Source organism: Pseudomonas sp. Hz4 (assembly GCF_054898165.1).
Genome location: NZ_CM142719.1, coordinates 1973468 through 1993211, shown reverse-complemented (window position 1 = coordinate 1993211; position 19744 = coordinate 1973468). Strand labels below are relative to the sequence as shown.

18 protein-coding genes are annotated in these 19744 nt (G+C 58.1%); 12 read left to right on the top strand and 6 right to left on the bottom strand.

Annotation, left to right across the window (positions count from 1 at the left end; genetic code table 11):
- Positions 1–38 precede the first annotated feature (38 nt).
- The gene (locus ACYZTR_RS09000) at positions 39–2360 is read left to right on the top strand and encodes a hybrid sensor histidine kinase/response regulator (RefSeq protein ID WP_461978147.1); all 2322 of its coding nucleotides are present in this window, start codon (positions 39–41) and stop codon (positions 2358–2360) included.
- Here the strand turns inward: ACYZTR_RS09000 and ACYZTR_RS08995 are convergent.
- From ACYZTR_RS08995 to msrB, 3 genes are all read right to left on the bottom strand, one after another.
- On the bottom strand, positions 2344–2805 hold the full coding sequence (locus ACYZTR_RS08995; RefSeq protein WP_461978145.1) for a MarR family winged helix-turn-helix transcriptional regulator: 462 nt from the start codon (positions 2803–2805) through the stop codon (positions 2344–2346). The two genes, ACYZTR_RS09000 and ACYZTR_RS08995, sit on opposite strands and share 17 nt — an antisense overlap.
- Positions 2802–3287: a glutathione peroxidase gene (locus ACYZTR_RS08990; RefSeq protein ID WP_461978143.1), complete on the bottom strand. Its 486-nt coding sequence runs from the start codon at positions 3285–3287 to the stop codon at positions 2802–2804. Before ACYZTR_RS08990 ends, ACYZTR_RS08995 begins: the two co-directional genes overlap by 4 nt.
- Positions 3288–3391: 104 nt before the next feature.
- The gene (msrB, locus tag ACYZTR_RS08985; RefSeq protein WP_461978141.1) at positions 3392–3787 is read right to left on the bottom strand and encodes a peptide-methionine (R)-S-oxide reductase MsrB; all 396 of its coding nucleotides are present in this window, start codon (positions 3785–3787) and stop codon (positions 3392–3394) included.
- Between the two features lie 226 nt (positions 3788–4013).
- Here msrB and ACYZTR_RS08980 point away from each other — a divergent pair, with 226 nt between their 5' ends.
- Both ACYZTR_RS08980 and htpX read left to right on the top strand, forming a co-directional pair.
- Positions 4014–5225 carry a pyridoxal phosphate-dependent aminotransferase gene (locus tag ACYZTR_RS08980; protein WP_219095308.1) on the top strand — a complete coding sequence of 404 codons (1212 nt, stop codon included), beginning with the start codon at positions 4014–4016 and terminating at the stop codon, positions 5223–5225.
- A 316-nt stretch (positions 5226–5541) separates the two neighbouring features.
- Positions 5542–6429 carry a protease HtpX gene (gene htpX, locus ACYZTR_RS08975; RefSeq protein WP_282380135.1) on the top strand — a complete coding sequence of 296 codons (888 nt, stop codon included), beginning with the start codon at positions 5542–5544 and terminating at the stop codon, positions 6427–6429.
- Positions 6430–6495: 66 nt separating this feature from the next.
- Here htpX and ACYZTR_RS08970 read toward each other — a convergent pair whose 3' ends face one another.
- The gene (locus ACYZTR_RS08970) at positions 6496–7149 is read right to left on the bottom strand and encodes a thiopurine S-methyltransferase (RefSeq protein WP_461978139.1); all 654 of its coding nucleotides are present in this window, start codon (positions 7147–7149) and stop codon (positions 6496–6498) included.
- A gap of 103 nt (positions 7150–7252) precedes the next feature.
- On the opposite strand from ACYZTR_RS08970, the gene ACYZTR_RS08965 reads away from it, so the two are divergent.
- On the top strand, positions 7253–8020 hold the full coding sequence (locus ACYZTR_RS08965) for a DODA-type extradiol aromatic ring-opening family dioxygenase (protein WP_461978137.1): 768 nt from the start codon (positions 7253–7255) through the stop codon (positions 8018–8020).
- 37 nt (positions 8021–8057) lie between these two features.
- On the opposite strand, the gene ACYZTR_RS08960 is transcribed toward ACYZTR_RS08965, so the two are convergent.
- Positions 8058–8771 (bottom strand): UTRA domain-containing protein, encoded by a 714-nt coding sequence (locus tag ACYZTR_RS08960; RefSeq protein ID WP_008145862.1) that lies wholly within the window; start codon positions 8769–8771, stop codon positions 8058–8060.
- A 349-nt stretch (positions 8772–9120) separates the two neighbouring features.
- On the opposite strand from ACYZTR_RS08960, the gene ACYZTR_RS08955 reads away from it, so the two are divergent.
- From ACYZTR_RS08955 to ACYZTR_RS08930, 6 genes are all read left to right on the top strand, one after another.
- Positions 9121–10188: an ABC transporter substrate-binding protein gene (locus ACYZTR_RS08955; protein ID WP_461978135.1), complete on the top strand. Its 1068-nt coding sequence runs from the start codon at positions 9121–9123 to the stop codon at positions 10186–10188.
- 182 nt (positions 10189–10370) lie between these two features.
- Positions 10371–11177, top strand: a complete 807-nt coding sequence (locus ACYZTR_RS08950) for an alkaline phosphatase family protein (RefSeq protein ID WP_461978133.1) — start codon at positions 10371–10373, stop codon at positions 11175–11177.
- Positions 11178–11182: 5 nt separating this feature from the next.
- Complete coding sequence (locus ACYZTR_RS08945; RefSeq protein ID WP_461979628.1) at positions 11183–12019, top strand: ABC transporter permease; 837 nt, start codon at positions 11183–11185, stop codon at positions 12017–12019.
- A complete protein-coding gene (locus ACYZTR_RS08940) occupies positions 12006–12806 on the top strand; it encodes an ABC transporter permease (protein ID WP_461978131.1) in 801 nt (266 codons plus the stop codon). The genes ACYZTR_RS08945 and ACYZTR_RS08940 overlap by 14 nt, the downstream gene beginning before the upstream one ends.
- A complete protein-coding gene (locus tag ACYZTR_RS08935; RefSeq protein WP_461978129.1) occupies positions 12803–13792 on the top strand; it encodes an ABC transporter ATP-binding protein in 990 nt (329 codons plus the stop codon). The genes ACYZTR_RS08940 and ACYZTR_RS08935 overlap by 4 nt, the downstream gene beginning before the upstream one ends.
- 34 nt (positions 13793–13826) lie before the next feature.
- Entirely contained in the window at positions 13827–14480 is a 654-nt protein-coding gene (locus ACYZTR_RS08930) for an HAD family hydrolase (protein WP_461978127.1), read from the top strand.
- A gap of 60 nt (positions 14481–14540) precedes the next feature.
- Here the strand turns inward: ACYZTR_RS08930 and ACYZTR_RS08925 are convergent, their stop codons facing one another.
- Positions 14541–15503: a zinc-binding dehydrogenase gene (locus ACYZTR_RS08925; protein WP_461978125.1), complete on the bottom strand. Its 963-nt coding sequence runs from the start codon at positions 15501–15503 to the stop codon at positions 14541–14543.
- Between the two features lie 140 nt (positions 15504–15643).
- Here ACYZTR_RS08925 and ACYZTR_RS08920 point away from each other — a divergent pair, with 140 nt between their 5' ends.
- Both ACYZTR_RS08920 and ACYZTR_RS08915 read left to right on the top strand, forming a co-directional pair.
- Complete coding sequence (locus tag ACYZTR_RS08920) at positions 15644–17725, top strand: carboxy terminal-processing peptidase (protein WP_461978123.1); 2082 nt, start codon at positions 15644–15646, stop codon at positions 17723–17725.
- A gap of 149 nt (positions 17726–17874) precedes the next feature.
- Positions 17875–19665, top strand: a complete 1791-nt coding sequence (locus tag ACYZTR_RS08915; RefSeq protein WP_461978121.1) for a bifunctional diguanylate cyclase/phosphodiesterase — start codon at positions 17875–17877, stop codon at positions 19663–19665.
- The last annotated feature ends 79 nt before the right edge of the window (positions 19666–19744 follow it).

The window sequence follows — 19744 nt, the reverse complement described above, 5'->3', positions numbered from 1 at the left end:
TTGAGCAGCGAAGGGAAACGGAAGTGGTTCAACACCCCATGGATATCAAGTTCACCAACAGGCTGTCCTACAAGCAAGCCAGGCTTACTGTGCTGGTCGGTTTCATTCTGGGCACGCTGCTCAGTCTGCTGCAAATAGGCATCGATTATGCCAGTGAAGACGCCTCCATCAACCGCGAAATCCTGTCTTTACTGGAAATCAGCCATAACCCCGCGTCCCGCATCGCCTACAACATCGACGCCGAACTCGCTCAGGAATTGACCCTGGGCCTGTTGCGCTCGCCGGCAATCATCGGCGCGCAATTGATCGACAACAACAATACCGTGCTGGCCAACGTCAAACGCCCAGGCGTGCAAAGCGGCTATCGGGTGATCAGCGACTTCCTGTTCGGCGCCAACCGGCAGTTCGAAGACCGTCTCTACCTGGATCACTTGCCGACCGAATCCCTCGGCATCCTGCGTCTTGACGTCGACACCTATTCATTCGGCAACCGGTTCCTGCGCCGGGCCGAGGTGACACTGCTCAATGGCTTCGCCCGCAGCCTGCTGCTGACCGGCATCCTGCTGGCGCTGTTCTATGTGATGCTGACCAAGCCGTTGGTGCGTGTCATCCGCGAACTCAGTAGTCGCGACCCGCGCAGCGCGGAGCCGACGTCGATGGAATGTCCGACGAGCCATGAAAACGATGAAATCGGTGTACTGGTCAAGGTTGCCAATCAACAGTTCGAAAACATCGCCACCGAAATCCAGCAGCGACGCAACGCCGAAAACCGCCTGACCGACTACCTCGGGCAATTGGAGAACATCGTCTCGGCCCGCACAGCGGAACTCAAGGCGATCAACACTCGGCTCAGCCAATCCAATCAGGAGCTGGAAGTCGCCCGCAGCACCGCCCTGGGCATGGCCGACGCGCGCTCGGTGTTCCTGGCCAACATGAGCCACGAGATCCGCACGCCGCTCAACGGCCTGCTGGGGATGATCGCGCTTTCCCTGGACGGTCCACTCAATGCCGAGCAGCAGCAACAGCTGTCCATCGCCCATGACTCGGGCAAAGTACTGGTGGAACTGCTCAACGATATTCTCGATCTGTCGAAGTTCGATGCCGGCCAACTTGAGCTCGAACATATTCCGTTCGACCTCGGCTCGCTGATCGAGGACACCGCCAACCTGCTGTCACAGAACGCCGCGCCGAGCGTCGAACTGAGCTGCCTGATCGATCCGCATTTTCCGGCGCTGGTGCTCGGGGATCCGACCCGGGTCCGACAGATCGTCAGCAACCTGTTGTCCAACGCCCTCAAATTCACCCGTTTCGGCCGGGTCGATGTGCGCCTCTCGACATTCGAGGACGGCGTCAGAATCGAAGTCTGCGACACCGGCATCGGTATCGCCCAGGACGCCCAGGTCAAGATATTCCAGCCCTTCACCCAGGCGGGTGCCGGCATTACCCGGCAATTCGGCGGGACTGGGTTGGGCCTGGCGCTGACTTACAACCTTTGCGAAGTCATGCAAGGGCGCCTCACCATCAGCTCGGAAGCAGGCTTCGGCAGCCAGTTCTGCGCGGATCTGCCGCTGCCCAGCCACACCCGCGCCCTGCCTCCGGCCTCTTTACAGGGCAAGGTCATCGCAATTACCGCCGCGAGCAGCGGTCTGGCAGAACTGTTGAACAGTGTGTTGCCCGGCTGGGGACTCGACTATCAGCAGCGTTCCATCGATGACTCGTTGCAGGGTCTGAACCCTGATGTACTGATTACCGATTGCCCCGAATGCCTGTTTGGCCTGCGTCCCTCGTGTACTGCCCCCATTCTGCTGGTCACCGCTTACGGCAGTTTCATGCCCAGCGAAGAAGCCCTCGCCCTCGCCCCCTTGCAGCAACAGGCGCGGCCTCTGGCGCGCAACGCGCTGTACCAGACGCTGCGACGAGTCCTGCAGCCGGAACTCAACACGATCAACGATGCCCGGCTCAACACCCTCTCCCCACAACGACGTGGACGCGTGCTGCTGGTGGAGGACAATCCGGTCAACCAATTAGTGGCCAAGGGGATGCTCGGTAAACTCGGATGCGAAGTGATCGTCGCCGGTCACGGTGGCGAGGCGATGGATCAGCTTGAGCAGAGCGAATTCGATCTGGTGCTGATGGACTGCAACATGCCGGTGATGGACGGCTACGAGGCCAGTCGGCAAATCCGTCGCAGCGGGCGCTGGCCACAGCTGCCCATCGTCGCCCTGACCGCCAACGCCATGTCTGAAGAGCGCGAACGCTGTCGTGCGGCGGGCATGAGCGATTACCTGGCAAAACCCTTCCGCCGGGAAGAGTTGGCTGCCCTGCTGGACTTGTGGATCCCTACTACGACAGTGCTTTGATTTGCCCCAACAAGAGATCAAGGCCATCGCGCAGATCATTCAAGCGATCCAGATCCACACCGCTGTCGCACAGCAGACGGGCCTTGAGCGGCCCGACCTGTTTGCGCAAAGCCTTGCCGGTCGGCGACAGGCTCAAGTGCACTTCACGCTCATCCCGCGCCGAGCGTTGACGCTGAACCAGTTGCAGTTGCTCAAGACGCTTGAGCAACGGAGTCAGCGTGCCGGAATCCAGCGCCAGGCGTTCGCCCAACGCCTTGACCGTCGGCTGCTCAGGGGCTGCTTCCTGCCATTCCCACAACACCAGCATCGCCAGGTATTGCGGGTAGGTCAGGCCGAGCTGATCGAGCATCGGCTTGTAGGCGCGGATCACCGCCCGGGAAGCGGCGTACAGTTTGAAGCACAGTTGGCTGTCGAGCTTCAGGGAATCGACTGACAAGGTGTTCATTTGAGCAGGGCTTCGATCTCGCGGCTCAGGTCCTGCGGTTTGGTCGCGGGGGCGAAGCGCTTGACCAGCTTGGCGTCTTGGCCGATCAGAAACTTGGTGAAATTCCACTTGATGCCCTGGGAACCCAGCACACCCGGCGCGCGCTTTTTCAGTTGAACGAACAGCGGATGGGCACCGGCGCCATTGACTTCAATCTTTTTGAACAGCGGAAAACTGACGCCGAAGTTCAACTCGCAGAACTCGGAAATCGCCCCTTCGTTGCCCGGCTCCTGCTTGCCGAACTGATTGCACGGAAAGCCCAGCACCACCAGCCCTTGATCCTTGTAGGTCTGCCACAACTCTTCAAGGCCTTTGTACTGCGGGGTGAAGCCGCATTTGCTCGCCGTGTTGACCACCAGCACCGCTTTGCCGGCGAAATCCGCCAGGGTCTTTTGCTCACCCTTGATGGTGGTGCAAGGGATGCTCAGCAGATTGTCGCTCATGATTCGGACTCTAAATGAGGGAAGATGAGGCAAACATAGCGAGCAATTTAATTGTGTGCAATTTAAATATCCGAAAGGCGATCATCGGATCGCCCTCTGGCTTATTACCCGCGGGGCACCAGGTCCAGGCACACCGAGTTGATGCAATAACGCAGGCCAGTCGGCGGCGGACCGTCCGGGAACACGTGCCCCAGGTGTGCATCGCATTTGCCGCAGACCACTTCGGTGCGGATCATGCCGTGGCTGACGTCACGGATCTCGACCATGGCGCTGTCGCCGATCGGCGCGTAGAAGCTCGGCCAGCCACAGCCGGAGTCGAATTTGGTCTTGGAGTCGAACAGTGGCTCGTTGCAGCAGATGCAGTGGTACACACCGACAACCTTGCTGTCGTTGTATTTGCCGGAGAAAGGTCGTTCGGTGCCTTTGAGGCGGCAAACGTTGTACTGCTCCGGATCAAGCATCGCTTGCCATTCTTCCAGGGTTTTTTCCAACTTTTTCATCATCACACCTCAGCAGCTGAAAAAGCCCGATCTGTACCTTTTCCACGGATCGGGCGGCACGTATGATTGCGCCTCGTCATACGCCAGTCTGGCAGCCAGACCACGCGCATTCAAACGGATTTATGGGTGCTGCCTCTCAAGGCGTCAGGCCTGTGTGAATACGCAGGATTCCCAGCACGGTTGTTCATACGCCGCCTGGATCGTTCATTTTCGGGAACACATCGCCATGCAGGTCAGCAAATCGAACAAGCTCGCCAACGTCTGCTACGACATTCGCGGCCCAGTGCTCAAGCACGCCAAACGCCTGGAAGAGGAAGGCCATCGCATCCTCAAGCTGAACATCGGCAACCCGGCGCCTTTTGGTTTCGAAGCGCCGGATGAAATCCTCCAGGACGTGATCCGCAACCTGCCGACCGCTCAGGGCTACAGCGACTCCAAGGGTCTGTTCAGCGCTCGCAAGGCCGTCATGCAGTACTACCAGCAAAAGCAGGTGGAAGGCGTCGGCATTGAAGACATCTATTTAGGCAACGGCGTTTCCGAGCTGATCGTGATGTCGATGCAGGCCCTGCTCAACAACGGCGACGAAGTGCTGGTGCCGGCCCCGGATTATCCGCTGTGGACCGCCGCGGTGAGCCTGTCGGGCGGCAACCCGGTGCATTACCTGTGCGACGAGCAGGCCAACTGGTGGCCGGATCTGGCCGACATCAAGGCCAAGATCACCCCGAACACCAAAGCACTGGTGATCATCAACCCGAACAACCCGACCGGCGCGGTGTATTCGAAAGAAGTCCTGCTGGGCATGCTGGAACTGGCCCGTCAGCACAACCTGGTGGTTTTTTCCGACGAGATCTACGACAAGATTCTGTACGACGATGCCGTGCACATCTGCACGGCCTCTCTGGCGCCAGATCTGCTGTGCCTGACATTCAACGGTCTGTCCAAGTCTTATCGCGTGGCTGGCTTCCGTTCCGGCTGGATCGCCATTTCCGGCCCGAAACACCACGCCCAGAGCTACATCGAAGGCATCGACATGCTGGCGAACATGCGCCTGTGTGCCAACGTGCCGAGCCAGCACGCTATCCAGACAGCCCTTGGCGGTTATCAGAGCATCAATGATCTGGTATTACCCCAAGGTCGGCTGCTGGAGCAGCGCAACCGTACCTGGGAACTGCTCAACGACATTCCCGGCGTAAGCTGCGTCAAGCCAATGGGCGCGCTGTATGCATTCCCACGGATCGACCCAAAAGTCTGCCCGATCCATAACGACGAGAAATTCGTGCTCGACCTGCTGCTGTCGGAGAAGCTGCTGGTGGTTCAAGGCACCGCCTTCAACTGGCCATGGCCGGACCACTTCCGTGTGGTGACCCTGCCGCGTGTGGACGAGCTGGACATGGCCATCGGACGTATTGGCAACTTCCTCAAATCCTATCGCCAGTAAGCGGCCTGTCACCGTGCGACGCTTGCGCAAGTCGCACGGTGATTGATTCAGCAACATATCTTTGCGCCCTGCCGAACATCGCTTCTTCAATCGCTGACTGATGACTCGTTGCGCGCTCACGTCTAACAACGACGGGGCCTGCGACGCGAAATGACTGACAAACCCTTCCCCTATCGACGTCGGAAATGCCCTTCAAGCAGCTAGACTTTTGCCGTAGGACACAGTTTGAAATAGTCACCCGGTTGAATAGCCCGGGTCAGCACCTTATATACCCCGCAGTACGCTACATCTTTAGCATGAGGAGATTTCTACAACCATGATGCGCATCCTGCTGTTTTTGGCCACTAACCTGGCGGTCGTGCTGATTGCCAGCATCACCCTGAGCCTTTTCGGCTTTAACGGGTTCATGGCGGCCAACGGGGTTGATCTCAACCTCAATCAGCTGCTGATTTTCTGTGCGGTCTTTGGTTTCGCGGGTTCGCTGTTCTCGCTGTTCATCTCCAAGTGGATGGCGAAGATGAGCACCAGCACCCAAATCATCAGCCAGCCGCGCACACGTCACGAGCAATGGCTGCTGCAAACCGTCGAGCAATTGTCCCGGGAAGCCGGGATCAAGATGCCCGAAGTCGGCATTTTCCCGGCCTACGAGGCGAACGCGTTTGCCACCGGCTGGAACAAGAACGACGCATTGGTCGCGGTCAGCCAGGGCCTGCTCGAGCGTTTCTCGCCGGATGAAGTGAAAGCTGTTCTGGCCCACGAAATTGGCCACGTGGCCAATGGCGACATGGTCACCCTGGCCCTGATCCAGGGCGTGGTGAACACCTTCGTGATGTTCTTTGCGCGGATCATCGGTAACTTTGTCGACAAGGTGATCTTCAAAAACGAAGAAGGCCAGGGCATTGCCTACTACGTGGCGACCATCTTCGCCGAACTGGTCCTGGGCATTCTGGCCAGCTCCATCGTCATGTGGTTCTCGCGCAAACGTGAGTTCCGTGCCGACGAAGCCGGTGCACGCCTGGCGGGCACCAACGCGATGATTGGCGCCCTGCAGCGCCTGCGTGCGGAGCAAGGGCTGCCAGTGCACATGCCGGACACCTTGAATGCTTTCGGCATTAACGGTGGCATCAAACAAGGGTTCGCCCGCATGTTCATGAGCCACCCGCCGCTGGAAGAGCGCATCGACGCATTGCGTCGTCGGGGCTGACAGTCCTGCGGTGACAAAAAAAGGGGCGATCTGATGATCGCCCCTTTTTTGTGCCTTGCTGTTCCATCAACTCATCAGGCGATACACCCGCTCTTCAAGCCGCGTAACACCGCTTTCCAGGAACTTCCAGCTCTCGCCCAGAACGTCCTGGTCCTCCAGAATCTTCAACTCCCACGAAGCCACGAACAACCGTTGCACTTCGTCATCCAACACTGCAAATGGCGGCCCAGCCATTTGCGACTGATCGTAATCCAGGGTAATCAGCAGCCCCAGCGAATCCTTCGGCAAAATCCGCTTCAGATGCTCGGCGTATTGCTCACGCATTGTTGGCGGCAAGGCGATCAACGCAGCGCGGTCGTACAGCGCACTGCAATCGGCGACATCACCGGCAGTCAACGCGAAGAAATCACCACACCAAATCTCGATCGAGCCCGCCCGATAGACAGTGAAGGGGCCTTGGTCGCTGACGTCTGGATCAAATTGATGCTCGTGGAAAAAGTCTTCTACCGCTTTTTCCGACAACTCGACTCCCAACACCTCGTGACCGCATTTCGCCAGCCACAGCAAATCCAGGCTTTTCCCACATAACGGCACCAGTACGCGCGCGCCCTCTTCCAGGCCCAACTGCGGCCAGTATCGTTGCAGATATGGATTTACTTCCGGCAGGTGAAAGCCGATCTGATTCGACGTCCACCGCTTGTGCCAAAACTCCGGCTGCATAATTAATCCCGAAAATTCGATCAAAAGACCCTAAAACTTATATTAGATTTGGATCAATGATCTGACTGAAGATGATGCCATCTTACGCCTCAGGAGCTCATTCATGTTCCCCAGCCTGTACATATCCCATGGCTCGCCCATGTTGGCACTGGAACCGGGCGCCAGCGGGCCCGTCCTCGCTCGCCTGGCCGCAGAATTACCGAAACCCAAGGCCATCATCATTGTTTCCGCGCACTGGGAAAGCAGTGATTTGCTCGTCAGCGGCAATCCCCAGCCTGAAACCTGGCATGACTTCGGCGGATTTCCACAGGCATTATTCGACGTGCAATACCCGGCGCCCGGCGATCCACATTTGGCCGCAGAGGTTGTCGAACTGCTGAAGAGCGATGGCCTGCCCGCACGCATCGTCGCCGAACGGCCGTTCGACCATGGGGTCTGGGTGCCCTTGTCGTTGATGTATCCACACGCCGATATCCCCGTGGTGCAAGTCTCGCTGCCCACCCGTGGCGGCCCATCCCTGCAAACCCGCGTCGGCCATGCGCTGGCCAGTCTGCGCGAACACGGCGTGCTGTTGATCGGTTCCGGCAGCATCACCCACAACCTGCGCGAACTGGACTGGCACGCAGGCCCGGAAAGCGTCGAACCCTGGGCCCAGGCATTTCGTGACTGGATGATCGAAAAACTCGCTGCCAACGACGAAACCGCGTTGCACGACTACCGTCAGCAAGCACCGAATGCCGTGCGCAACCATCCCAGTGATGAACATTTGCTGCCTTTGTATTTTGCCCGTGGCGCCGGAGGAACCTTCAGCGTGGCTCACAAGGGATTCACCATGGGGGCCTTGGGCATGGACATTTACCGCTTCGGATAATGTCGCAGTACAAGCGCTCAGCCTGTGGCGGCCAGGCTCAGACCACATCAACCCCGACATGAATTGCATCATGCCGCCAAAACTCCAGATCACAATCGATCAACCGCTCATGCTGATCGTAATTGACCCGAGCGATGCGCAACCCCGGACTCCCCACCGACACCCGTAAAGCAGCCGCCGCATCCACCGACAACGCCGTCGGCACAATCTCGAAACGCACCCGCCCATAGTGCAAATCGTAATGCCGCGCGTACAGCTCGGTAATCGACTGATTCAAATCGAAATCCAAAATCCCCGGGAAAAACTGCGGATTCAAATAGTGCTCCACGTACAACACCAGCCGTTCATCAATCCGCCGCGCCCGGCAAATCTGAATCACGCTCGACAACGCCGGCAACTGCAACCAGGCACAGACCGCCGCCGACGCCGGTTGCAACCGCGCTGAAATCACCTCGGTGGACGGCACCCGTCCTTGTGCACTGACCATCGCGTGAAAATGACTGCGCTGCATCAGGTTATACGCCAGGCGCGGTGGCGACACGAACCAGCCACGGCGCTCCTCCCGATAAATCTGCCCCTGGGCTTCCAACTGCAACAACGCTTCACGCACGGTGATTCGCGTGGTACCGAACAACTCACTGAGTTTACGCTCGGCCGGTAACTTGCTCCCGGGCGCCAACAGGCCATGGTCAAGCTGTTCCTGCAGCACCTGCCCGATCGCTGTCACCGCTTTGGTTGTCTCGATGCGCATCAACGTTACCTATCTGGACTAGACCAGCACTGTTTCGGAGCGGAACCGAGACTCAATCAGCTCCCATCAACTCCCTGCAAGCCTAGGCTCTGCTTATGACTGACAGATGACAAAGCTGCCGAACGGTTGATCCAGACACCTGCAATTTCATGGCCAAGTCCTTTCATATCAGCTCTTTAGCCATGGTCTACGCTTACCCCGGAGCCTGAGCATTCCATCGCAGAACATAAAGGTAGACCGGTCGTCGACATCAAAATGTCATCCAACCGGCCTAAATTGGCTCAGGTATTGCTGACCTAGACCAACACAACCGCAATCGCAGCGTTGAAAACGCCCAAAGGAGCTTCGGATGAAAAAGCTTTTCCTGGCATCACTGTTAGGCTCGACTATCGCCATGTGCACCGCCGCCATGGCCGCTGACACCGACTTGAAAACTCTGGAAGCCGCTGCGAAAGCGGAAGGTGAGGTCAACAGCGTCGGCATGCCCGATAACTGGGCGAATTGGAAAGGCACCTGGGATGACCTGGCCAAGAACTACGGTTTGAAGCATATCGACACCGACATGAGCTCGGCCCAGGAAATCGCCAAGTTCAAAGCTGAAAAAGGCAACGCCACGGCTGACATCGGTGACGTCGGTGCAGCCTTCGGCCCGATCGCGGTCAAGCAAGATGTGGTGCAACCTTACAAACCCTCTACTTGGGATCAGATTCCAGATTGGGCCAAGGACAAGGACGGCAACTGGGCGTTAGCCTATACCGGCACCATCGCGTTTATCGTCAACAAAAAGCTGCTGCACGGTTCCGAAGCTCCGACCAAGTGGGCTGATCTGAAAACCGGTAAATACAAGGTTTCCATCGGTGACGTGAGCACCGCCGCCCAGGCCGCCAACGGTGTACTGGCCGCAGCACTGGCCAACGGTGGCGACGAAAAGAACCTGCAACCAGCGCTGTTGTTGTTCGCAGATATTGCCAAACAAGGACGCCTGTCCATGGCCAACCCGACCATCGCCACGATGGAAAAGGGTGAAATCGAAGTCGGCGTGGTCTGGGACTTCAACGGCCTGAGCTACAAGGCCAAGATGGCGAATCCGGATGATTACGTGGTGCTGATTCCATCCGATGGCTCGGTGATTTCCGGTTACACCACCATCATCAACAAATACGCGAAAAACCCGAACGCCGCCAAGCTGACCCGCGAATACATCTTCAGCGATGCCGGTCAAATCAACCTGGCACGCGGCAACGCCCGTCCGATCCGCGCCGAGCACGTCAAATTGCCGGATGACGTCATGGCCCAACTGCTACCTAACGAGCAGTACAAAAAGGTCACGCCGATCAAAGACGCGGATGCGTGGGAAAAGACCTCCAAGGCGCTGCCGCAGAAGTGGAACGAAGAAGTCATCGTCAATATGCAATAACCCTGTAGCCCGCCATTTGGCGGGCTAATGGAGATCCCTGTGGGAGCGAGCTTGCTCGCGAGGGCGGAAAGTCAGTCAACATCTCTGTTGAAGGACAGTCCGCTATCGCGAGCAAGCTCGCTCCCACAGTGGATTGAGTTGAATCCGAGCCCTCTGATTCCTGTTTCGCGGAGTTCCGCCCTATGAAGCACAACGTCATCCTTGTCGTGCTCGACGGCCTCAATTACGAAGTCGCGCGCCACGCCATGGGGCACCTCCAGGCTTATGTTGGCGCAGGACGCGCGTCGCTCTACAAGCTGGAGTGCGAACTGCCGGCCCTGTCCCGACCGCTTTACGAATGCATCCTCACCGGCGTCCCGCCCATCGAGAGCGGCATCGTCCACAACAACGTCTCGCGCCTGTCCAACCAGCGCAGCCTCTATCACTACGCCCGTGATGCCGGCCTTACAACCGCCGCCGCGGCCTATCACTGGGTCAGCGAGCTGTATAACAATTCGCCCTTCGTTGCCGCACGGGATCGTCACACCGACAACCCCGACCTGCCGATACAGCACGGTCATTTCTACTGGAACGATCACTACCCGGACTCGCACCTGTTCGCCGACGCCGAAAATCTGCGCCTGCGTCATGCGCCGAATTTTTTACTGGTCCACCCCATGAACATCGACGACGCCGGGCACAAGCACGGTCTCGACACCCCGCAATACCGCAACAGCGCCCGCTCGGCGGACATTATTCTGGCCGACTACCTGCAAACCTGGCTCGACGCCGGTTACCAGGTGCTGGTGACCGCCGACCACGGGATGAACAACGACCGTTCCCACAACGGCCTGCTGCCGGAAGAACGCGAAGTGCCGCTGTTCGTCCTAGGCGATGCCTTCAGTTTCAACGCCGATGCCGCACCGAAACAGACTGAAATATGCGGCACCGTCTGCGAATTGCTGGGTGTGACCCACGACAAACCTGTATGCCGGGAATTGCTCAAGTGAACGCCATGACGCGCGGCAAATGGCTGGCAGCCTTGTGCCTGGTGCCTTTCGCACTGTTCTTTATCGTGTTCGAGATCGCCCCCCTCGTCTGGGTGATGATCAACAGCCTGCAATCGGAAGAGTTCGGCTGGGGCCTGGCAAACTTCACCAAGATCTTCAATTCGAAGTTCTATTTGCAAGCGATCCAGTACAGCCTCGAGATCAGTTTCTGGTCCAGCGTGTTCGGCATCATCATCGCCGTACTCGGCGCCTACTCCTTGCGCCGGGTCGACTCGAAACTGCGCAACTTCGTCAACGCCTTCGCCAACATGACCAGCAACTTCTCCGGCGTACCCCTGGCCTTCGCGTTCATCATTTTGCTGGGGTTCAACGGCAGTATCACCATCATGCTTAAACAGGCCGGGATCATTCAGGATTTCAACCTGTATTCGAAAACAGGGCTGATCCTTCTCTACACCTACTTCCAGATTCCATTGGGCGTGTTGCTGCTCTACCCGGCCTTCGACGCCCTGCGTGAAGACTGGCGTGAGTCCGCCCAATTGCTCGGTGCCAACGGCTGGCAGTTCTGGCGCCACATCGGTTTGCCAGTGCTGACACCGGCGCTGCTTGGCACCTTCGTGATCCTGCTGGCCAACGCCCTGGGTGCGTACGCCACGGTGTACGCCCTGACTACCGGCAACTTCAACGTGTTACCAATCCGCATCGCAGCGATGGTCTCCGGCGACATTTCCCTGGACCCGAACCTGGCCAGTGCCCTGGCTGTGGTGCTGGTGGCGTTGATGACGCTGGTGACCATCGTGCATCAGCTGCTGTTGAAGAGGAGCTACCATGTCTCGCGCTGAACTGGGCGCCGTCGGTGTCTATCACCGGGTGGTGGTGTACTTGCTGTTTGCCATCCTGCTGTTGCCGCTGTTCGGGACGCTGATCTACTCGATCGCCAGCAGTTGGTCGGCGACCATTCTGCCCAGCGGCTTTACGTTCAAGTGGTACATCCAGCTGTGGAGCGATCCGCGCTTTCTCAATGCGTTCGGGCAATCGCTGCTGGTCTGCGTCGGCGCGTTGATTCTGTCGGTAGTGCTGATCCTGCCGCTGCTGTTCGTGGTGCATTACCACTTCCCCAAACTTGATGCGTTGATGAACATCCTGATCCTGCTGCCCTTCGCGGTGCCGCCGGTAGTGTCGTCGGTGGGGCTGTTGCAGCTCTATGGTTCCGGGCCGTTTGCGATGGTCGGTACGCCGTGGATTCTGATTGGCTGCTACTTCACCATCGCGCTCCCGTTCATGTACCGGGCGATCACCAACAACCTGCAAGCGATCAACCTGCGCGACCTGATGGACGCCGCCCAACTGCTCGGCGCCAGCACCTGGCAAGCCGCATTCCTGGTGGTGTTGCCGAACCTGCGCAAGGGCCTGATGGTGGCGTTATTGCTGTCGTTTTCGTTTCTGTTTGGTGAGTTCGTGTTCGCCAACATCCTCGTCGGCACCCGCTACGAAACCCTGCAGGTCTACCTCAACAACATGCGCAACAGCAGCGGCCACTTCACCAGTGCGCTGGTGATTTCCTACTTCTTCTTTGTGCTGGTTCTGACCTGGGCGGCCAATATCTTGAACAAGGACAAAAGCGAATGAGCTATGTCAGCGTCCAACATCTTCAAAAGAATTACGGGGGGACTACGGTGTTCAGCGACATCAACTGCGAAATCCAGAAGGGTGAGTTCGTCACCCTCCTCGGCCCGTCCGGTTGCGGCAAGTCGACGCTGCTGCGTTGCATCGCAGGGCTGACCTCGGTGGACGGTGGCAAGATCCTGCTCGATGGCGCCGACCTCGTGCCGTTGAGCCCGCAGAAACGCGGGATCGGCATGGTGTTTCAGAGCTATGCGCTGTTCCCGAACATGACCGTGGAGCAGAACGTCGCTTTTGGTTTACGCATGCAGAAGGTCAACGCCGACGACAGCCATAAGCGTCTTGGCGAAGTGCTGAAACTGGTGGAACTCAACGATTTCGCCGCACGCTATCCACATCAACTGTCCGGCGGCCAATGCCAGCGAGTCGCCCTCGCCCGATCGTTGGTGACCCGGCCACGTCTGTTGTTGCTGGATGAACCGCTGTCGGCCCTCGATGCGCGGATTCGCAAGCACTTGCGCGAACAGATCCGTCAGATCCAGCGTGAGCTCGGCTTGACCACGATCTTCGTCACTCACGATCAGGAAGAAGCCCTGACGATGTCCGACCGGATTTTCTTGATGAATCAGGGAAAAATCGTACAGAGCGGCGACGCGCAGACCCTTTACACCGCACCCATCGATTTCTTTGCCGCAGGTTTCATCGGCAACTACAACCTGCTGGACGCCGACAGCGCCACAAAACTGCTGCAGCGACCCATTACCCACCGCATTGCGATTCGTCCGGAAGCCATCGAGCTGAGCCTGAACGGCGAACTCGACGCGCAAGTCCGCAGCCACAGCCTGTTGGGCAACGTGATTCGCTACCGGGTTGAAGCCCGGGGCGTGGAACTGGTGGTGGATGTGCTGAACCGCTCGGCGGCCGATCTGCATCCCGATGGTCAGCGTCTGGCGCTTTCCATCGATCCGACGGCCCTCTGTGAGGTAGCCTGATGCCTTTGCTGATGTTGAAGAGAGAACCGCACTGATGGCCCTGGCAATTTTTGATTTGGACGAAACCCTGATCCACGGTGACTGCGCCACCCTTTGGAGCGAGCAAATGGGCCGCTTGGGTTGGGTCGATCCCGAGTCGTTCATGCGTCAGAACAACGAACTGATGGACGCCTACAGCCACGGCAAGCTGCGGATGGAGGAGTACATGACCTTCAGCCTGGAGCCGATGATCGGGCGCACACCGCAAGAGGTCGACCATTTGGTCGGGCCTTGGGTGGAAGACTTCATCGAGCCGATCATTTTCAGTGACGCCACCAAAACGATTGCAGCCCATCGCAAGGCCGGCGACCGGATATTGGTGATTTCGGCGTCGGGCACACACCTGGTCAGGCCTATTGCCGACCGATTGGGCATCGACGAGATACTCGGCATCGAGCTGGAAGTGTTGCATGGGGTTTATAGCGGCCACACCGTCGGCACGCTGACCTACCGCGAAGGCAAGATCACGCGGCTGCTGGAATGGCTGGATGCGGAGGAGGAAAACCTTGAGGGCGCGAGTTTCTATTCGGATTCACGCAACGATTTGCCGCTGCTGCTGAAGGTGGATTTCCCACACGTAGTGAATCCGGATCCAGTGTTGCTGGAGCACGCAGAAAAAGCAGGCTGGCCGATCCATCTCTGGAAATAATCCCCCTTCCCACTGATCGTTCCCACGCTCTGCGTGGGAACGATCTAAGTCAGCCGAAAATCAGGTCAGGCTTGGGTCGATCACCAAGACTAACTTCCCCGTCACCTTATTGGTCGCCAACTCAGCAAACGCCGCCTCTGCATCCTTGATCGGGAAAGTCTTGGCCAGTTGCGGACTCAAACGCCCTTCGGCAATCAGCGGCCAGACATGCTGGCTCAGATCACTGAACAAATCCGCCTTGAATTGATCGTCGCGACTGCGCAAGGTCGAACCCAGCAATTGCACGCGCTTGGCCAGCACCAGCGCCAGATCCAGCTTCGCCTCACGTCCGCCCATCAGACCGATCAACACCCAACGGCCGTCGCGGGCCAGCAGTTTCAGATTCAACGTCGCGTATTGACCGCCGACCGGATCAAGGATCACATCGAACGGCCCCAGATCGTTCAAGCTGTCCAGATCCTCGGTGCGCACTACCCCGCCTTGCGCGCCCAGCGCTTCGCAGTAAGCCAAACGTTCGGCGGAACCGACGCTGACCCAGCACGGGTTACCAAACGCCTTGCACAGTTGAATGGCAGCTGAACCGATTCCACTTGCTCCGGCGTGCAGGAGAACTTTCTCACCCGGCTTGAGCGCAGCCAATTGAAACAAATTCAGCCAAACGGTCGCATACACTTCCGGCAACGCTGCTGCCTCAGCCAGAGACAAACCTTCGGGAACCGGCAACACATGCCGTCCGTCGACAACTACCTCCTCGGCCATCCCGCCCCCGGCCAGCAAGGCGCAGACTCGGTCCCCGACCTGCCAGGACGAGCCCGGCCCCACCTCGCTGATCACCCCCGAACACTCAAGACCCAGTACCTGACTGGCTCCCGGCGGTGGCGGATAAAGACCCGCCTTCTGTAACAAATCGGCGCGATTGAGACCCGCAGCCGCCACTCGAATCCGAACTTGTCCTACATCGCATGTAGGACTGGGTTCTTCCACCCACTCCACTTGACCTTCAACGCCTTGCAATGCTTTCACAGTGCCTCCATAGTGAGTCTGGACTGAGCCCGTAGCTGTAGCGCCGGGCTTTCTTGCATTTTTTGACCGGCCCTTTGTGGAACCGGCGACTTCAAAGACGGCCTAATATGCGTGATCAATTGTCCCCGCGTCGAATCAGCATGAAGCATTTTTTCCCCAGCACCGCCCTAGCCATGTTCATTGGTATCGGCCTGTTGCCGATGTCGACCAATTCGTTTGCAGCCAATAGCTGGGACAAGCTTCAGCCTGATCGTGACGAAGTGATCGCCAGCCTGAATGTCGTCGAGTTGCTAAAGCGCCACCACTACAGCAAACCGCCGCTCGATGACGCGCGCTCGGTGATCATCTATGACAGCTACCTCAAGCTGCTGGATCCGTCGCGCAGCTACTTCATGGCCAGCGACATTGCCGAATTCGACAAATGGAAAACCCAGTTTGACGACTTCCTCAAAAGCGGCGACCTGAACGCCGGGTTCACCATCTACAAGCGCTACCTGGACCGCGTCAAAGCGCGTCTGGACTTCGCCCTTGCCGAGCTGAACAAAGGCGTCGACAAGATCGACTTCACGACCAAGGAAACCTTGCTGATCGATCGCAAGGACGCCCCTTGGCTCAAGTCCACAGCAGAACTCGACGACCTGTGGCGCAAACGCGTCAAGGACGAAGTGCTGCGAATGAGGATTGCCGGCAAAGAGCCCAAGCAGATTCAGGAAACCCTGACCAAGCGTTACAAGAACCAATTGTCGCGCCTGGACCAGACCCGTCCGGAAGACATCTTCCAGGCGTACATCAATACCTTCGCCATGTCCTACGACCCGCACACCAACTATCTGTCGCCGGATAACGCGGAGAACTTCGACATCAACATGAGCCTGTCCCTAGAGGGCATCGGCGCCGTATTGCAGAGCGACAACGACCAGGTGAAAGTCGTGCGTCTGGTGCCGGCAGGCCCGGCCGACAAGACCAAGCAAGTCGCACCGGCTGACAAGATCATCGGCGTTGCCCAGGGCAACAAAGAAATGGTCGATGTAGTCGGCTGGCGTCTGGACGAAGTGGTCAAGCTGATCCGTGGGCCGAAAGGCACCGTGGTGCGCCTGGAAGTGATCCCGGCCAGCAACGCGCCGAACGACCAGACCACCAAGATCGTCCCGATCACCCGCGAAGCAGTGAAGCTTGAAGACCAGGCTGTGAAGAAGTCGGTCCTCAACCTGAAACAAGACGGCAAGGACTACAAGCTCGGCGTCATCGAGATCCCGGCCTTCTACCTGGATTTCAAGGCCTTCCGTGCTGGCGATCCGAACTACAAGAGCACCACTCGCGACGTCAAGAAACTGCTGACCGAGTTGCAGAAAGACAAAGTTGACGGCGTAGTCATCGACCTGCGCAACAACGGCGGTGGTTCCCTGCAGGAAGCCACCGAGCTGACCAGTCTGTTCATCGACAAAGGTCCGACCGTTCTCGTGCGTAATGCCGATGGCCGGGTCGATGTGCTGGAAGATGAAAACCCGGGTGCGTTCTACAAAGGCCCGATGGCGTTGCTGGTCAACCGCTTGTCCGCCTCGGCTTCGGAGATTTTTGCAGGCGCCATGCAGGACTACCACCGGGCATTGATCATTGGTGGCCAGACCTTCGGTAAAGGCACCGTGCAGACCATTCAGCCGCTGAACCATGGCGAACTGAAACTGACCCTGGCCAAGTTCTACCGGGTTTCCGGCCAGAGCACCCAGCATCAGGGCGTACTGCCGGACATCAATTACCCGTCGATCATCGACACCAAGGAAATCGGCGAAAGCGCACTGCCTGAAGCCATGCCGTGGGACACCATCCGTGCGGCCATCAAGCCTGCGGTCGACCCGTTCAAGCCATACATCTCGCAGCTTAAATCCGAGCATGAGGTACGCTCGGCCAAAGACGCGGAGTTCGTGTTCATTCGCGACAAGCTGGCCCTGGCGCAGAAACTGATGGCAGAAAAAACCGTCAGCCTCAATGAAGCTGATCGTCGTGCACAACACGCCGATATCGAAGCCAAGCAACTTGCCATGGAAAATATCCGTCGCAAGGCCAAGGGTGAAGAACCGCTCAAAGAGCTGAAGAAAGAAGACGAAGACGCGATCGCGGCCGAGCCAGACAAAACTAAACCAGAAGACGATGCTTATCTGAGCGAAACCGGACGGATTCTGTTGGACTACCTGAAACTCAACACAGCGGTAGCCAAGCACTAAGCGGTTACTAGCAAGATGATGGCAATTTAATGCTGGCGCTCCCCGGAGCGTCATCAAACAGTCATCATTCTGTCGTGAAATACAGGACTGGGAGCCCTCTTTAAACCAAGAGCGTGCTCCTAGTCCTTTTTTTATCGCCAGAGATCGCCATGACCACTACCGAACAGCTGAGTGCCTTGAGTACCATACTGGCTCAAAGCGGTTTGCACAGCCTGTTCCAGCCGATCATTTGCCTCTCTGAGCGACGCATTCTCGGTTACGAAGCACTCAGTCGCGGCCCCTCCAACAGTCCGCTGCACTCCCCCATCGCACTGTTCGCCGTCGCCCGGCAAGCTGGCCGCCTGAGCGAACTGGAGATCGCTTGCCGTCAAAGCGCTTGCCGCCGCTTCAACGAACAACAACTGCCCGGCAAACTTTTCCTCAACGTTTCCCCGGAATCCTTGCTCGAAGCCGCTCACCAACCCGGTCGCACCCTGCAACTGCTGCAGGATTTCGGCATACCGCCGAGTCAGGTGGTGATCGAACTGACTGAACAGACCCCGACCGACGATTTCGAGCTGCTGCAAACCGCGCTGCATCACTATCGAGCGATGGGGTTTTCCATTGCTCTGGATGATCTGGGTGCAGGCTACTCGAGCTTGCGGCTCTGGTCCGAATTGCGTCCGGACTACGTGAAGATTGATCGACACTTCATCGATGGCATTCACCAGGACGCCCTCAAGCGCGAATTCGTTGGCTCTATCCTGCAAATCGCCAAGGCGTCGCGGGCGCAAGTGATCGCCGAAGGCATCGAGCTGCCGGAAGAACTTGCGGTATTGACCGAGATGGGCGTCGACCTGGTTCAGGGTTATCTGCTCTGTCGACCTCAAGAACAACCGCCTCGGGATGCCCGAGCAATGATGCCAAAACATGACAGCGCCGCCGTGGCGCTGAATGACGAAGGCAGCGACCTCAGCGCACTGCTCAACGATCAAGCGGCTGTGGCCCGCGACACCCCGACCGCCACGGTGCTGGAAGCCTTCCGCCGCCAAGCCAACCTGAACTCACTGGCGGTGCTCGACGAGCAAGGCCACCCTTGCGGCATCGTCCATCGGCATTCGCTCTCGGACGCGTTGCTGAAGCCCTTTGCCACCGACCTGTTCGCCCGCAAGCCGATCAGCCGCTTGATGAACGACGACTTTCTCGCCGTTGAGATGAGCCAGTCGTTGCAACAAGTGAGTCGCCTGATCACCAGCCGCGCGCGGCAGCGCATCGAAGAAGACTTTATCATCACCCTCAATGGCGGTTATCTGGGGTTGGGCCGGGTAATCGATGTGCTCAAACTGATTACCGAACTGAAAATCCAGCAAGCCCGCTACGCCAACCCGCTGACCCTGCTGCCGGGAAACGTGCCGATCCAGCAATGCCTGACACGGCTGCTGCAACAGCAACGGGAATCGGTGATCTGCTACGTGGACATCGACAGTTTCAAACCCTTCAACGACATCTACGGCTACGGCCGTGGGGACGAAGTCCTACTGTGCCTGGCGCAATGCCTGAATGATCGCGTCGACCCTTCCCGAGACTTCGTCGGGCATATTGGCGGCGATGACTTCCTGCTGGTACTCGGCCCGGAAGACTGGCGCAAGCGTTTGAACCAGTTGCTGGACGACTTCCAAAGCCAATGCAGACGTTTCTACCGTAGCGAACACTTGGAAGCCGGCTGCTTCATCGCCCCAAACCGTCAGGGTGTGCGTCAGGAGTTTGCGTTGCTGTCATTGTCGATCGGCGTGGTGCATTTACATCCACAGGCCTGTGGACAACTCGATGCAAGTCAATTGGCGGAGATGGCCTCGCAAGCCAAACACCACGCGAAGAATGTGCCGGGGTATAGCGTGCATGTGATTGATAGCTTGGCGGTGCCAGAAGCTGAGGAAGCGTTGGTTGCCGGGCATCGGTGATCTGATCGTTCCCACGCTCTGCGTGGAAATGCCTCCAAGGACGCTCCGCGTTACAGCCCCACCGCTGGTGTCCAGCCTG